Origin of the sequence: Pseudomonas sp. Leaf15, from assembly GCF_001421425.1 — a bacterium.
Lineage (GTDB): Bacteria > Pseudomonadota > Gammaproteobacteria > Pseudomonadales > Pseudomonadaceae > Aquipseudomonas > Aquipseudomonas salomonii.
In genome coordinates this window covers 207,021-221,896 of sequence record NZ_LMKI01000033.1, presented here as the reverse complement: position 1 = coordinate 221,896, position 14,876 = coordinate 207,021, and the positions used below count along the sequence as shown (strand labels likewise).

General features: G+C 54.8%; 9 protein-coding genes and 4 pseudogenes. 3 read left to right on the top strand and 10 right to left on the bottom strand.

What is annotated here, in order from left to right:
* The 3 genes from ASE80_RS22535 (at position 1) to ASE80_RS22525 (ending at position 1,820) form a co-directional block, all read left to right on the top strand.
* On the top strand, positions 1-168 hold the full coding sequence (locus ASE80_RS22535; protein ID WP_003213373.1) for a rubredoxin: 168 nt from the start codon (positions 1-3) through the stop codon (positions 166-168).
* A 36-nt stretch (positions 169-204) separates the two neighbouring features.
* On the top strand, positions 205-1,353 hold the full coding sequence (locus ASE80_RS22530; protein ID WP_056860872.1) for an NAD(P)/FAD-dependent oxidoreductase: 1,149 nt from the start codon (positions 205-207) through the stop codon (positions 1,351-1,353).
* 191 nt (positions 1,354-1,544) lie between these two features.
* Positions 1,545-1,820 carry an HU family DNA-binding protein gene (locus ASE80_RS22525; protein ID WP_003213368.1) on the top strand — a complete coding sequence of 92 codons (276 nt, stop codon included), beginning with the start codon at positions 1,545-1,547 and terminating at the stop codon, positions 1,818-1,820.
* 174 nt (positions 1,821-1,994) lie between these two features.
* On the opposite strand, the gene ASE80_RS22520 is transcribed toward ASE80_RS22525, so the two are convergent.
* The 10 genes and pseudogenes from ASE80_RS22520 to ASE80_RS22475 all read right to left on the bottom strand — a co-directional run bounded on the left by ASE80_RS22520 (position 1,995) and on the right by ASE80_RS22475 (position 14,784).
* Entirely contained in the window at positions 1,995-2,318 is a 324-nt protein-coding gene (locus ASE80_RS22520) for a 3-hydroxydecyl-ACP dehydratase (RefSeq protein ID WP_164488407.1), read from the bottom strand.
* 1,225 nt (positions 2,319-3,543) lie between these two features.
* Positions 3,544-3,708, bottom strand: a pseudogene (locus ASE80_RS31965) (RHS repeat-associated core domain-containing protein); the annotation flags it as partial.
* Between the two features lie 437 nt (positions 3,709-4,145).
* Positions 4,146-5,636 (bottom strand): annotated as a pseudogene (locus ASE80_RS22505) (RHS repeat-associated core domain-containing protein); the annotation flags it as partial.
* A 1-nt stretch (position 5,637) separates the two neighbouring features.
* Positions 5,638-6,361 (bottom strand): annotated as a pseudogene (locus ASE80_RS31560) (RHS repeat-associated core domain-containing protein); the annotation flags it as partial.
* Between the two features lie 186 nt (positions 6,362-6,547).
* Positions 6,548-7,267, bottom strand: coding sequence for a hypothetical protein (locus ASE80_RS22500; protein WP_133257313.1), 720 nt, complete (start codon positions 7,265-7,267; stop codon positions 6,548-6,550).
* 148 nt (positions 7,268-7,415) lie between these two features.
* Positions 7,416-7,862 (bottom strand): hypothetical protein, encoded by a 447-nt coding sequence (locus tag ASE80_RS22495; protein WP_056860868.1) that lies wholly within the window; start codon positions 7,860-7,862, stop codon positions 7,416-7,418.
* Positions 7,863-7,883: 21 nt separating this feature from the next.
* A pseudogene (locus ASE80_RS22490) lies at positions 7,884-9,420 on the bottom strand (RHS repeat domain-containing protein); the annotation flags it as partial.
* A gap of 1 nt (position 9,421) precedes the next feature.
* Positions 9,422-12,373: DUF6531 domain-containing protein (locus ASE80_RS22485; RefSeq protein WP_056861050.1), on the bottom strand; the 2,952-nt coding region annotated here is incomplete at its 3' end.
* Positions 12,374-12,387: 14 nt separating this feature from the next.
* Positions 12,388-12,822, bottom strand: coding sequence for a DcrB-related protein (locus ASE80_RS22480; RefSeq protein WP_056860866.1), 435 nt, complete (start codon positions 12,820-12,822; stop codon positions 12,388-12,390).
* A gap of 15 nt (positions 12,823-12,837) precedes the next feature.
* Positions 12,838-14,784: a type VI secretion system Vgr family protein gene (locus tag ASE80_RS22475; protein WP_056860865.1), complete on the bottom strand. Its 1,947-nt coding sequence runs from the start codon at positions 14,782-14,784 to the stop codon at positions 12,838-12,840.
* Between the last annotated feature and the right edge of the window lie 92 nt (positions 14,785-14,876).

Genomic DNA, 14,876 nt, shown 5'->3' with positions numbered 1-14,876 from the left:
ATGAAGAAGTGGCAATGTGTAGTCTGTGGCCTGATCTATGACGAAAAAGACGGCTGGCCGGACGACGGTATCGCACCGGGCACCCTGTGGCAGGACGTCCCGGAAGACTGGCTGTGCCCGGACTGCGGCGTAGGCAAAATGGATTTCGAAATGATCGAAATCGGCTAATCATCGGTTTAAGAAACGTACTACAAGGAGAAAGGAATGAACGCACCTGTCGTGATCATCGGCACAGGATTGGCCGGATACAACGTGGCTCGGGAGTTTCGCAAGCTCGACAGCGAGACCCCGTTGCTGCTGATCACCGCGGATGATGGGCGCTCCTACTCCAAGCCCATGCTCTCCACCGGCTTTGGCAAGAACAAGGAAGCCGATGGCCTGAGCATGGCTGAACCGGGCGCCATGGCCGAGCAGCTCAAGGCCGAAGTGCGCACCCATACGCGCATCAGCGGCATCGATCCGGGCCACAAACGCCTGTGGATCGGCGAGGAAGCGGTGGCTTACCGCGACCTGATCCTGGCCTGGGGCGCAGAAACCGTGCGCGTGCCGGTCGAAGGCGATGCGGCTGAGCTGATTTTCCCCATCAACGATCTTGAAGATTACGCACGCTTTCGTGCCGCCGCAGCCGGAAAACGCCGTGTGCTGCTGCTCGGCGCCGGCCTGATCGGCTGCGAATTCGCCAACGACCTTATTCTTGGCGGCTATGAAATTGATCTGGTCGCACCGTGCGAGCAAGTCATGCCGACCCTGCTGCACCCGGCAGCCGCCGCCGCTGTGCAAGCCGGGCTGGAAGGCCTGGGCGCGCGCTTCCACTTGGGCCCGGTGCTCAACCGCCTGCAGCGCACGGCAGATGGCCTGGAAGCGCACCTGTCCGATGGTGAAGTGATTCATTGCGACCTGGTGGTCTCGGCCATCGGCCTGCGCCCGCGGGTGGATCTGGCCGCCGCTGCCGGCCTGCAGATCAACCGTGGAATCATGGTGGACCGTTACCTCAAGACGTCCCACGCCAATATCTACGCCCTGGGCGACTGCGCCGAGGTCGATGGCCTCAACCTGCTGTACGTGATGCCATTGATGAGCTGCGCCCGTGCCCTGGCCCAAACCCTTGCCGGCAACGCCACGGCCGTCAGCTATGGGCCGATGCCGATCACCGTAAAAACCCCGATCTGCCCTCTGGTGGTATCGCCGCCGCCACGCGGCACCGAAGGTGTGTGGAGCGTCGAAGGGCAGGGTGCCGACATCAAGGCCTTGTGCCGCGACGCCAGCGGCCGCCTGCTGGGTTATGCGCTGACCGGCAGCGCCGTCATGGAAAAACTTGCCCTTAACAAAGAACTTCCGCCATTGCTGGCGTAAATGCCGGTCGTTCTGTCGGAATCAGCACCTTCTTACCCCCAGAAAGGTCGCCGCGAGACTGGCGGAGCGTGCGAGGGCATGCCATCCTCACTCCCGTCTGCCGCAGAGTAGAGCCTGCGGCGCCTTGGGCGCTGCTCCACCAGAGAGCAGCACGGACATAACAACAAAAAACCGTCAAAGAGGCTTCACTTATGCGTAAACCAGAACTCGCAGCCGCTATTGCAGAAAAAGCAGACCTGACCAAAGAACAGGCCAACCGCGTTCTCAACGCCGTCCTCGAAGAAATCACCGGCGCCCTGCACCGCAAGGACAGCGTCACCCTGGTGGGCTTCGGCACCTTCCTGCAACGCCACCGCGGCGCCCGCACCGGCAAAAACCCGCAAACCGGTGAGCCAGTGAAAATCAAGGCGAGCAACACCGTTGCATTCAAGCCGGGCAAGTCGCTCAAAGACAGCGTCAACCCGTAATAGCAGGACCGTCTGAAGGGAGGCGGGTGGGTAAGAAAATGGGCACGCCGACTGGGTTGGGTGCCCATTTTTTGTTGGGCTGTGTAATCACAGCTTTCAATGCATCTTCCGCGTCGCCATTTTTTCATCCCCATGTTTTCCATTTTTTATTATTCTTGTTCGACGTGAACAGGCCTACCAATTTGATGGTTCGCCATCTTCATCATTTATTGAAATACGAGTACAGGACCTGATCCATTCAAAAAGTACAGACAGATCATGCTCGATGCTTTTCGGATGGGCGCTGATTTCCAGGAAAATACGCTCTTGTTCTAAAAAAATACGCACGTCGTAGCTCCAATCACTTGGGCTTCTGGGTTCAGTGCCTGCCAACCGAAACTCTCGGCCTTCAAAAAGCTCGGAAAAAGTCTCAAGGCGGGTGATGTTCTGCGTTATCTCGTCGAGATGAGCCGCGTACCAATTATTGTCCTCAAAGGACAGAATGAATTCTGCTGACATCATCATTACCTTTTAACTGCCGTGAGGTCGGCCCGATACCGTAGGGTAGTCTGGCGGATTTTTCATTCCGATGTGCGCTTCCGCAGAGTGGGTACTGACGGCTGTTTTTCCGTCGTTAGCTAATTCCGTGGTGTTGGAGTTTCCATGTCTTCCTACCGATTTGTGGCTGTGAGCGTTATTCGAGCCTTTGAATGGTGTCGGGTTGCCATTCCCGTAGGCATGGATTTGGACTTCTGAACCATCGGGGTGTACCCAGCGCTGATTTTTGGTATTCGGCTGATTTATTTAATTTATCTTATGGCTGTTAATATAAATAAATCCGTCCATTTATACCGGTCCCTTTATGCCAATTAATTTTTAGGAGAAATAATTTTGCTTATGTCGGCGCCTCTAAATTTTAATGGCTTTATCGCGCTTTTAATCTCAAGTGCCGTTTCGATGCCGAGAATAATGGAAGAACTTTTTCCCTTTTCGCTACCGAAGCTAATACTTGTGAAAAACATCCCGTGCTCAAGAGGTTTTCCAGTTTCCTGATAGAATGTCGGGAGAGGAGCCACACAGTCAAAATACTGATGACAGGTACTGCAGAGGTTTTCCTGCTGTTGAGCGCTGTAGCTGATAACGTGCTTGGGTCGGATGAGAAATAGTTGTTTTTTTTCATTGAGCAGTGAAAAATCAACGTTTAGATCTAAATTGTCAATGTATTCTTTGAAACGCAGTGATGCGATGAACCTCCGATCATAAGTTACACCAATATCGGTTTTGTTTGGTGTTTTAAGTTCTGCGGGTGGTAGGTAGGATCAATGCAGCAGCCACAGGTCTTGCAAAATATGTTTTCAGGAGCCTCCTCAAAAAAGTAAGCATGATTATTGATGGCGCTTAAGTCGTAGGCGATAGTCAAGAATTTAGTCATTACTTTATTCCCGAATGTTGTGTGAGGAAGTCGACAACAGCATCTTTGTATTGTGCCCCTTTTCCTTTGTAGAAGTCAGCAAGCGTCTGGACGCCTTTCAGTTCTGGTGAAGGTTGCTTGAATTTTTGCACCGCTGTTACCCCGTTGTGACCGCATATGTACAGGACTTCCATTGACGACTTTTGTTTTTCCGACCAGGAAGTCGTTCATATCGCGGTGAAGCTGTTTGTGATCAGTATCGGTGAGTTTTGTCAGCTTTTGGTTATGTTTGCCGCCCATGAATTTCGGATCGGAGTGATGCCCATGGTGACCACACGCCCAGCCCAACGGATCGATCCATGTGACCGGATTTGGGGCGTACTGATAAAGGTTGATTCCACCCATCAAGTCAATGGGGTCGGTTGTCGTAAAGCGGCCTACATCGGGATCATAAAACCTGAACGTATTGAAATACAGGCCTGTTTCCCAATCCAGGTACTAATTGAAATAAACTATCATGTTCATGTTTAAGTTTGTGAAATATTTTTTATTGTTCTGCCGCGTACATATAAATCGCGTCTTCTGTGCAGTAAAATACTTTCCTGCTCGGATGCGCTTGGACGGGAGAAATTAAAAGCTCTCTTAAGTCCCCTGATTTTACAGCCTCATCAAGAAACTCAAGAAGATCAATTAAGGTTGTTTTATATAGTTCCCCCTTGAAAATAATTCTTTTCCCTTTGCGGGTTACCAAGTTGTGCGCAATGTAATAGAGATCTGAGTTTAGATGAGCTCTCAGATCTGCAAGTGTATCGAAAGCTTGGATTATATCTCCCGACATTGTCGACTTTAACATCGATGAGTGTATGTATTCCTTGTCTTCATCAGGATTCAAATCAAATTTATTTAGGTTATTAAAGTGATAACTGTTTTTCATGTTAGTTTGGAATGTCATAAAAAATATGACCGTCCCCTCCATTGTTGTACCACTTGATGTGAGGTGTGTCCCCAAAGCCGCCCTCTGGTGCCATATGCTGTTCGTAGCCTTTCGGATATTTTGCTACTCCATCGGCGCGAGCACTTTGAGTGTGAGCTTTGTAACGGTTCATATTGCCCTGTGACTCTTTCAAAAAAGCCTTTGCGTCTGAGCTTGATTTAACCTTAACCTGAAATTTTTCCCCATTTGTCATGGCCAGTCTATTATCCGCGACCGCTTGCTTCCACTCTTTTGAACCTTTAGCTAATACGCGCATCTTCGATGCTTTTTGATTCAGTTTTCCTTTGTAGGCAGCGCACGCCAGCCCTTTAGGGTCGATCCATTTGACGGGATTTGGAGCATATTGATAAAGATTTAAACCGCCTGATAGCCCTATCGGATCCGGCGTGGTAAATCGCCCCATTTCGGGATCATAAAACCGGAACGTATTGAAATGCAGCCCCGTCTCCCGGTCTAGATATTGCCCCTGAAACCGCAGATTCTGCTCTTCAAGAAAATACGCTTCGCGCACTTCCTCTTGCGTGCTACCCCACACCCTATAAGTCGCACGCCAAACATTATGACCACTGGATTCGGTTAGCTGCTCCGGCAAGCCATTGAGGTCGTTATGGTAATAGCGGGTTTTTTGCAGCGGGCCAATACCGTCGACACGAGCGAGCGGTTCGTAGCCTTCATCTTCATAGATGTAAAGGCTGGTCTGGCTGTATTTTTGCTCCTGCAACAGACGCAGGCCATCCCAGGTGAAGAGGGTTTCGCCCAACGGATAGCCGTCGCTGTCGTGCTCGGTTTTTTCAATACGCCGGCCCAGTGGGTCATAGGCCATCCTGACCACATTGCCGTTTTCATTGCGCACTTCCACCAGCCGGTTTTCAGCATCGTAGGCGAAGCGCTGCAAACCTCGCGCCGCGCTGCGCTTTTCGATCATCCGTCCAAGGGCGTCGGACTTGTAACGTTTATCCTGATACGTAATCAGCCGGTTATGCCGTACCAGGCCATCTTGGACTGGGCCGTCGAGCAAATTGGCAGCAGCATCGTAGGCATAGGTTTCGCTGTACCCCACTTGGTGGCTTACAAGAATACGTCCCGTACTGTCATAGCCCAGGTGTTCTTGACGTTCGCTACGACGACGTCCGATCAGGTTATCGCTGGGATCGTAGCTGTAGTCGGTCTCAACCAATGGCGGCAACTGCCAAGGCTGGTCAATGCTACGACGCTGTCGTGAGCGAACCCTTCCGCTACGGTCGTAAGCAGTACTCGTCCTGAGTTGACCCTGAGTGCGTTGCACCTCGCGGTGCAAGCGATCACGCTCAAAGTCGCTGATGACCTTTCCATCGAGATTCAACTGATGCAGGTGGCCGCTGCCGTAGTACAGGCGGTTCAGCCATCGCCCGTCGGGCAACTGGGTCTGAATCAGGTTGCCCAACTCGTCATANAGATTCAACTGATGCAGGTGGCCGCTGCCGTAGTACAGGCGGTTCAGCCATCGCCCGTCGGGCAACTGGGTCTGAATCAGGTTGCCCAACTCGTCATATTGATGTTGCAAGGAGCCTGCAGCGCTTTGCTCCTCCAGCAGTTGCCCCAGCGCGTCATAGCGAAAACCTAATGCCTGCTCTGCACCGTCAAGCGCGGTGAAGGTGACGCCGACCAGTTGATCGTTCGGATCATGCTCATAAGCAGTGGTGCCGTCTGCTGTGGATTTGCTGACCAGGCGGCCAACCGGGTCGCGCCGGAACTGGTGTGACAGCGGCGCTACCGGTTCGCCTTCCGTCCCGGGCTGGTAGTCCACGGCTACGACATCATCCAGCGGATCATAGGTATAGCAGCGCCGACTTTGATCAAGGTCTTGCTGCTGCACCATGCGGTCGGCGGCGTCCCATTCAAAGCGGTAGCTCTCGCCGTTTTCGTTGGTCAGCTTGCGCAGCCGGCCGTAGGCGTCGTGGTCGAACATGACCGTGCGGTTATGCGCATCCCAGCGTTGTTTGACCAGGCCGCGAACATCGTAGGCATAGCGTGTGGCGCTGCCGGCCGGGTCGACGTGGGCTGTCAGATAACCGCCGGCGTTGCGCTGGAACTGTTCCACGCGACCATCCGGGAGCTGGCATTCCAGCAGTAGCCCTGAGGTCCGTATCGGTAGCGAACCAACTTACCTGCTGCATTACCGGTCGCGAGGAAAACCGTCCCTGAAAAGGCCAGGCTGCCTATGGTAGTGATCGCCGCGTAGGCCGACACCGCCGAGAATATCGGCCATTACTGAGGTGTGCAGCAGTGCGTCGTCTTCGCGGGTAGCCCAGAGGTCTTCACTCATGGCTCAGGTTCGGGGGTTCGGGTTGAGGATTATCGGCTTCAAGCGTAGTAGTCGATGAAGTCTTCCAGTGAAGACTGGACTGTGTTTTTTCTGGAGGCACTTTTGATTAATTGGATATATGGCAATATTTTTGTCTTGAGCTCATTTGCCACTGAAGCCATGTCGTTATCGACTGCTTCAACAGTGTTGTCCGACATGATTTCAAGCAGTGCGCCAAACAAGCGATATTCATCGATGTCCGCCCGATTGTCAGGATTCAACGGAGCATCATGCTGACCTACCAGATAGTCCAGAGGGTTGAACAGTTCAAAACCGAAGTACTGATCGCCCGCCAGAATTATCGTAAAATCCTTTCCAAGATGGACCCGGGTAAGAGCGTTTTTTTCAGTGGGGGCCCGCATGAAGCAAAAGAGTTTTCGGTTAAGAGGATCAAATAGTCTGAGCATCGTCGGCAGAACGTTGAACACCGGCTTATGAAGTTTGATCCGGCCGGTTATTGTTTTATCGATTCTAAAAGTAGTCAGATGATTTTTGCCTGGCACGGAGAGTTCCAGACAAGCAAGGTCGCCGTTTTCAGAGAATGAAAAGAGGTCTGAATTCTCTGAAATCCAGTGCTCTGAGTTCGTATGTGGCTTGCGTGATATGTCGAGGCGGACCACCGAAGAGTTGGTGTCGAAAATCCATCTGATAGACGCATCCCCATAATAGAGTTGCGAGGCTTCTATCAATTCAATGTCGGGAGCGATCAGCATCTTCAAAAGCCTTCCATTTTGGTCGCGGGAGGGATGAACCCACCTTTTAGTCTCGGCTGGTAAAGGAGATGGATTATTTAAATTGGCTGATCGCGGTTAATCTAAATAGTCCGTCGCCTTTATAGTTATATTTATATGAGATTAAATCTTAAGGTTAATTAAAAATTTCTACCGTGGTGTCCCCTTCGTAAGTTTGCACTGCCATTCGATAAATGTCGGTCCAGATATCCCCTGTAGGCCTTTTAACAATATGCCTTGAGCCAAACACATAAACAGTTTCTCCAAGAGATAACTTTTCTTTGATGTGCTGCGCTGAGGGTGAAACTGAAAACTGATGCAAAAAAACCATAGGTTGACCCTGATGGTATAGCCACGCAGGTTCTCCCACCCATACAGGCTTATCCTTTAAGCAAAGGTATTCGCTATCAAGTCGCTCCGTTAGCCACTTCTTTTTATTTTTAGGTGCGCCTTGCGCTATATATTCTTCGTAAAGCTTCCGGGCAAAATCCTCCGCACTTTCATCTTCCATCGAGGCGGATTTCTTTTCAGCGACAGTCATCGCCGCGCCCCAGAAAATGTGAAAGTCAGTCAGCTCACTCATATCCGCTCCTTCAAGGCTTTTCTACCATTGTCCTGTGGTTTTTACGATTCTCACCAGATCCCAGCCGGTATGGCGATACTTGTCCATTGACTCATGCCCCCAAGGCGTCGCCTTGGTCAAGTTCCAGTCCTCATGAGCCACTTTTGATCCTGCGCGTTGGGGAATATATTGATGGTTTAGCTCCATCGACACAGTAATTTCCTTTGTCGTGCCAACACGTTTCAGTAGCCGGCTTCTCGGAGTATTACGATAACGAACCTCTACCCTCATCCGAGGTGCTTTGCCTGAGGCCATTCGCGCCAGGTTTCTAGCAGAGTATTGACCTGGCGAAGCCTTGGCTGCGGCTGCTTTCCAAACCCCTTTTCTTGCTGTACTCCAGCATTTCCAACCCCAAGGGTCGATCCAGGCAATCGGGTTCGGGCCATATTGATAGAGATTGATTCCCCCTGCCAATCCAAGCGGATCCGGTGTGGTGAACCGCCCTATATCCGGATCGTAAAACCTGAAGGTATTGAAATGTAGCCCCGTTTCTCGATCGAGATATTGCCCCTGAAAACGTAAGTTCTGCTCTTCGATGTAGGCGGGCTCGCGCATTTCCTCTACCGTATTGCCCCACACTCGATAACTCGCCCGCCAGATGACGTCGCCGTTTTCTTCGGTTAGCTGCTCCGGCAGACTATTGAGGTCGTTGTGGTAGTAGCGGACTTTTTGCAAATGCCCCATACCGTCGACTCGAGCTACGGGCTTGTAGCCTTCATCTTCATAAATATAAAAGCTGGATTGACTATGTTTGGATTCCTGCAATAGACGCAGCTCATCCCAGATGAAGCGCGTAACGCCCAACTGGTAGCCATCGCTGCCATGCTCGGTTTTTTCGATGCGCCGCCCTAGTGGGTCATAGGTCATCCTGACCACGCTACCGTTTTCGTTGTGCACTTCAACCAGTCGGCTTTCTGCGTCGTAGGCAAACCGTTGCAAGCCTCGAGCAGCACTACGCTTTTCAATCATTCGACCAAAAGCATCGTATTTGTAGCGTTTGTCTTGGTAGGTGAGCAGCCTGTTATGTCTTACCAAGCCACCCTGTCGTGGGCCGTCAAGCAGGTTGGCTGCCGCGTCATAAGCAAAGGTCTCTGTCTGGCCTACTTGGTGGCTGACGAGAATACGTTCGGTGCTGTCGTAACCCAAATGCTCTTGACGATCATGAACACGGTCAACACGACGACGCCCGATCAAGTTATCACTGGGATCGTAGCTGTAGTCAGTTTCAACCAACGGCGGCAACTGCCAAGGCTGGTCAATACTGCGACGCTGTCCTGAGCGAACCCTTCCGGTGCGGTCGTAAGCAGTACTCGTCCTGAGTTGACCCTGAGTGCGCTGCACCTCGCGGTGCAAGCGGTCACGCTCAAAGTCGCTGATGACCTTCCCATCGAGATTCAACTGATGCAGGTGGCCGCTGCCGTAGTACAGGCGGTTCAGCCATCGCCCGTCGGGCAACTGGGTCTGAATCAGGTTGCCCAACTCGTCATATGTGAACTGAACGGGACAACCGGTCCAACTTNGAGATTCAACTGATGCAGGTGGCCGCTGCCGTAGTACAGGCGGTTCAGCCATCGCCCGTCGGGCAACTGGGTCTGAATCAGGTTGCCCAACTCGTCATAGTGATGTTGCAAGGAGCCTGCAGCGCTTTGCTCCTCCAGCAGTTGCCCCAGCGCGTCATAGCGAAAACCTAATGCCTGCTCTGCGCCGTCAAGCGCGGTGAAGGTGACGCCCACCAGTTGATCGTTCAGATCATGCTCATAAGCAGTGGTGCCGTCAGCTGTGGATTTGCTGACCAGGCGGCCAACCGGGTCGCGCCGGAACTGGTGTGACAGCGGCGCTACCGGTTCGCCTTCCGTCCCCGGAAAATGGTCCACGGCTATCACATCATCCAGCGGATCATAGGTGTAGCAGCGCCGACTCTGGTCGAGATCTTGCTGCTGCACCATGCGGTCGGCGGCATCCCACTCAAAGCGGTAGCTTTCGCCGTTCTCATTGGTCAGCTTGCGCAGCCGCCCGTAGGCGTCGTGGTCGAACATGACCGTGCGGTTATGCGCATCCCAGCGTTGTTTGACCAGGCCACGAACATCGTAGGCATAGCGTGTGGTGCTGCCGGCCGGGTCGACATGGGCTGTCAGATAACCGCCGGCGTTGCGCTGGAACTGTTCCACGCGACCATCCGGGAGCTGGCATTCCAGCAGTAGCCCTTGAGGTCCGTATCGGTAGCGAACCGACTCACCTTCGGCATTGGTCTGCACCACCAGATTGCCAAACGCGTCGTACTGATAGCGGGTGGGATAACCCGAGCAATCGACCTCCTCGACGAGTTGGCTCCACTCATTCCAATGCAGTTTCCGGGTCTTTTCCGTAGCGTCGATGATCTGCACCGGCTGACCGAAACCGTCGTAGACGTAACGCGTACGGTTGCCCAGAGGGTCGATTTCCTCGAGGCAGTTGCCGCGCTGGTCGTAGCGGTAGTGCCAACTGTTGCCTGCCGGATCGGTTTCCACTTCAGGCAATGCCCAGTGCTCCAGCCACTGCGTACCGCGAGCTCTGCCCAGTGGGTCGATCACCGAGCTCAGGTTGCCGGACGCGTCATAATTGAAGCGCCACTGGCCGTTTTGCGGGTCAATCGCGCCGAGTAACTGGCGATCTTCGCTCCACTCAAACTGCCACGTATGGCCCAGGTTATCGACGTAGCGAGTGATCTGGTACTGCGGGTTCCAATGCCGGGTGCTGATGCGCATCAGGCCATCGGTCACGCGAGTAATGCCGGCATCGAGGTCGTAATCGAAGCGGTATTCATCGCCCGCATCTGTCCAATGCCGACTGACGCGCCACTCCGGGCCGTCTGGTCCTGCGAGTTCAGCCCATTGGTAGAAGCAGCGCAGGCCACTCGGCAATTGGTGCTCGGCCATGCGCCTGCCACTGTCGTAGGCAAAGCGCCGTTGGGTCGTGCCTTGGGCGTCCAAGACCTCGGCAAGATCGCCGTTGCTGTCATAGCGATAACTGACGAGCACATCGCTGCGCCCATCGAAATGGTCCTGGCGCAGGTATCGCCGTTCGATGTGGCTCACGCGCCGTGGGTGCTCTGTCGAATAACTCAGGTCGACGTGCATCAAATCATGGGTGTCGCGCAGGCGACACAGCCGCCCTTGGGCATCGTAATCGAGGAAGATCCGCCCTTCATTGCGATCACCCAGCAGCTGCAAGCGCATCCGCGAGCTGTTCAGCGGGTCGGGCTCGAACAGGCGGTACAGGCCGTCGATACTCTCGATCAGCACCGCGCCGTCGTGGTTGCGCCTGACCGCCAGACCTTCGCCCGGGTCGAACGCTCCGCCGGACAACGGGATGTAGCCGATCTCCAGGCGGCGCCCTTGCTCGTCGATATAGAACAGGTTTTCGTCGGCATCGATCTCGATCGACACTTCATAGTCGACGCTCCAGCCAGCACCAAACAGGCCGTCGCGACGTGTGTCGAGGCTGCTGTAAAAACGTTGCCAATCAATCGGCAGCAGGCCGGGCAGTACAAAGTCCAGTTCGTCCTCTTCACCCAGTACCTTGGCCCCTGTCGCACTGTGCACCGGATTGGGCGAACCGTTCATGGCGCTCTTGAGGGCGGATGTTACCTTGGCAGTCCCATACGAGATTGCTCCCCCCACCAGCGCACTTCCGATCATGCACGGCAGCTTGGTCCAAAAGCACTTCACATTGCCCCGCAACGCCATCACCACGGCAATCGCCAGGCCTACGCCTGGTGTTTTCCCGCTGCGAATCTCCTGCACCACGATGGTCTCGCCACCGATGCGCACATCTGGCGAGATCAGTCCCTTGGCCGTGCCGATCTTGGCATCACAGGTACTGCGATCACCGCTGCGCGCCGCAGGCTGCCCATTGATGAACACCGAACTGGAGCCTTCGGCAATAAATTGCAGGGGCATGGGTGGGTGTTTGGTACACCCGACGGTATCCAGCAGGCAAGGCACCGTGCCAGCTGCGGGGGAGGCCACGGTCGGGCGCCACATCTGCGAGAAAAACTCGCCGGCCATGTCCAGGAAACTGGGCTGCTGCGGTTCGCTGGGCGCGACCGGCACAGCCAGCATCTTGCCAGCGGCCCGGGCGGCTTTTTTCCCGTTGATGAAAACGTTGTCCGAGCCGCTGGTGATAAAGGCATCGATCACCGGCGGAAACACCCAGTTGGCGGCGGACTCGCACCAACTGGATATCTTCAGATCAGCCCCCGTGAGCCCCGCGGTGATCCCGACGACTGCCCCCACGACCAAAACCAAAGCGACACCGCCTGTGGCGATGGTCGCACCGGTCGCGAGGAAAACCGCTCCCGCAACGGCCAGGCAGCCCACGGTAGTGATCGCCGCATAGGCGGCTACTTCCAGAACACCGCCGAGAATATCGGCCATCACCGAGGTGTGCAGCAGCGCGTCACCTTGCCGTGCGGCCCAGAGGTCTTCACTCATGGCTCAGGCTCAACTCAGGGTGTGGCGAGAAAGTTGAGTGTGTTTTTCAGCGTTGCCCAGTGCGCCGCTTCGGCAGGGCCCAGAGGCTGGGTCTTGACGTAACTCAGGGCGATCAGTTGGCGTGTGCCGGGTATCTGCATCGCCAGCTGATATTGGTAAATATTGTCGCTGCCTTTGTTAAAGCGGTTTTGTACCTCAAAGGCATCGATATCCTGCGCCGGCCCGACCTTGACGGCTTGCGCCGGCGAATAACGAAGGTCTTTGACTTGCTGTTCGAGCTTCTTCAATTGGCCTTCGAAATTGCTTTGCAGGCTCTCGCCGTCGGCCAGCGGGCTGCGGCTGACCACCAGCGTGGTGCCCAACTTGGCGAACTTGAGAATGTTGATCGAAGTGTCCTGTACCTCAGCATCGGGCAGGGTGAACTGGGCTTCGTTGATCAGGTAATTCATGGTGAAGAAATCTCGTTATTGACCAGCGCCGGGCTTGCCGGGAAATTTTGATTCGACGGCGGATTTGATCGTGCCTTGCTTGCCCTGTGCGCCAGGCAAGGTGCCCTTGTCACTGCCCAAGTTGATATCCAGCTTGCCCTTTGTCTGGATCTTGCTACTGCCGGTGGAAAACAGATTGAACGAGCCACAGGTGAGGTTGATGTCTCCGCCTGCCTTAAGCTCGATCACACTGTCACCGCACACCAGGCGAATACTCTCACCTGCCTCAATGGTGTAATTCGTAGCAGCGCTGTCAGACTTGGCCCCACCCACTAGAACGGTGTCGTTGTTTCGCACAACTCGCAGGCGGTTATTACCAATCGTCACCGTCTCGTTATGCCCAATGCTCTTATTTCGGTCATGCCCCACCGAGTGGCTTTCATCCACCTCCACCACGATGTCCTGATTGCGCTCGGCGTGGATATACAGCTGCTCCAGGCCCTTCTTGTCCTCCATGCGGATTTCATTGAAGTTGGCTGGCGTGCCGCCTTTGCTGGAACGGCTTTTCATGCCGCTCTGGGTGGCGTTTTCCGGCAGGTCGTAAGGCACGGTCTGCTCGGCGTTGTAGACGCGGCCGGTGATGATCGGCCGGTCCGGGTCGCCTTCCAGAAAGCTCACAATCACTTCCTGGCCGATCCGTGGGATTTGCATCGAACCCCAGTTTTTACCGGCCCAGGACTGCGACACACGAATCCAGCACGAGCTGTTTTCGTTGGACTGGTCGTGACGGTCCCAGTAGAAGTGCACCTTCACGCGGCCGTACTGGTCGGTCCAGATTTCTTCGCCTTTGGGGCCTACCACCAACGCAGTCTGCGGGCCTTTGACGATGGGCCGATGGGTACTGGCCAACGGTCGGAAGCTTTGCTGGGCGTCAATACAGGTGAGGCTGCTTTCGAACTGCGCCGACCCTGAGCCGCCGCCGGTTTCCAGGCTTTCCTGGACGATGGCATAGCGGCAGCCGACGATCAGGTATTCGCGGTTCTGGTCCTGGCGGCTGAAGCCGGTGAGGCTGAACAAATGGCCCGAGCCCAGGCCCCGCGTATTACCGCTGAACTCGATCTGCTCATGCAGGGTTTGCAGGGCTTCAATGCGGGTGCGCGCATAGTGTTCGCCGTCGGCGCTTTGCACGTAGGTGCCGGGGTAGTCGTACAGCGGGTAGTCGCCGGCGGTGTGCGGGCGCGGCATCGCCGAGCGCACGTCGATGCTGGCGCTGGGGCGCTGGAAGTCGTAGTCGTTAAGCTCAAGCGACCCCGGCTGCACTTCCTGCGCCAGGTGCCAGTTGTGCATATGGTCGCGTTCGCGCTGCTGCTCGTCCTTGGGGTAATACGGGATCGATGCGTAGCCCGGCACCGTGGTGTGCGCGCCATAAGCATCGGCCAGCACCAGCACATGGCGGTCCTGCTCATGGCGGAAGAAGTAGTAAATACCTTCCTGTTCCATCAGGCGGCTGACGAAATCGAAGCTGGTCTCGCGATACTGCACGCAATATTCCCACTCGCGATACGGGCGGCTCAGCGCGTCTTCGAAGTCGGAAAAACCCAGGTCGCGGAACACCTGCTTGATGATCTGCGGGATGCTCAGGTTCTGGAAAATCCGGCAGTCCGAGGTGCGGCTGAGCAGCCAGAACCACGGGCGCAGGGTCACCTGATAACTGGCGAACTGGCCCTGGTCGATATTCTGGCTGCAACGCGCAACGATGCCGTGGAAGTGCCGCTCGCCACCGTCCGCCAACTGCACGCCGACACTCATCGGCTTGCCCAGCAACTGGTTAAGGTCGATGTTGGCGTCCAGCGAGGTCAGTCGCAGCTCATAGTTGAACAACCTGCCCAGCTCTTCGCCGCCGCCCATTTCATTGAGCAACAGCACATCCGGCCCAAGCGGGCTGGTGATCTTGGCCAGGCGTGAGGCTTGGTTGAATAGCATCGGGCGTCTCGTAAATGACTTAATAACTGAAAAAACTGCATCTAAATGTGGGAGCTGGCTTGCCTGCGATGGCGGTGTATCAATCAACATCA

Excerpts from the sequence above, each read along its gene's own strand:
- ASE80_RS22475 (WP_056860865.1), bottom strand. The coding sequence starts at position 14,784 with ATGCTATTCAACCAAGCCTCACGCCTGGCCAAGATCACCAGCCCGCTT.
- ASE80_RS22495 (WP_056860868.1), bottom strand. The coding sequence starts at position 7,862 with ATGAGTGAGCTGACTGACTTTCACATTTTCTGGGGCGCGGCGATGACT.
- ASE80_RS22520 (WP_164488407.1), bottom strand. The coding sequence starts at position 2,318 with ATGTCAGCAGAATTCATTCTGTCCTTTGAGGACAATAATTGGTACGCG.
- ASE80_RS22525 (WP_003213368.1), top strand. The coding sequence starts at position 1,545 with ATGCGTAAACCAGAACTCGCAGCCGCTATTGCAGAAAAAGCAGACCTG.
- ASE80_RS22535 (WP_003213373.1), top strand. The coding sequence starts at position 1 with ATGAAGAAGTGGCAATGTGTAGTCTGTGGCCTGATCTATGACGAAAAA.
- ASE80_RS22530 (WP_056860872.1), top strand. The coding sequence starts at position 205 with ATGAACGCACCTGTCGTGATCATCGGCACAGGATTGGCCGGATACAAC.
- ASE80_RS22480 (WP_056860866.1), bottom strand. The coding sequence starts at position 12,822 with ATGAATTACCTGATCAACGAAGCCCAGTTCACCCTGCCCGATGCTGAG.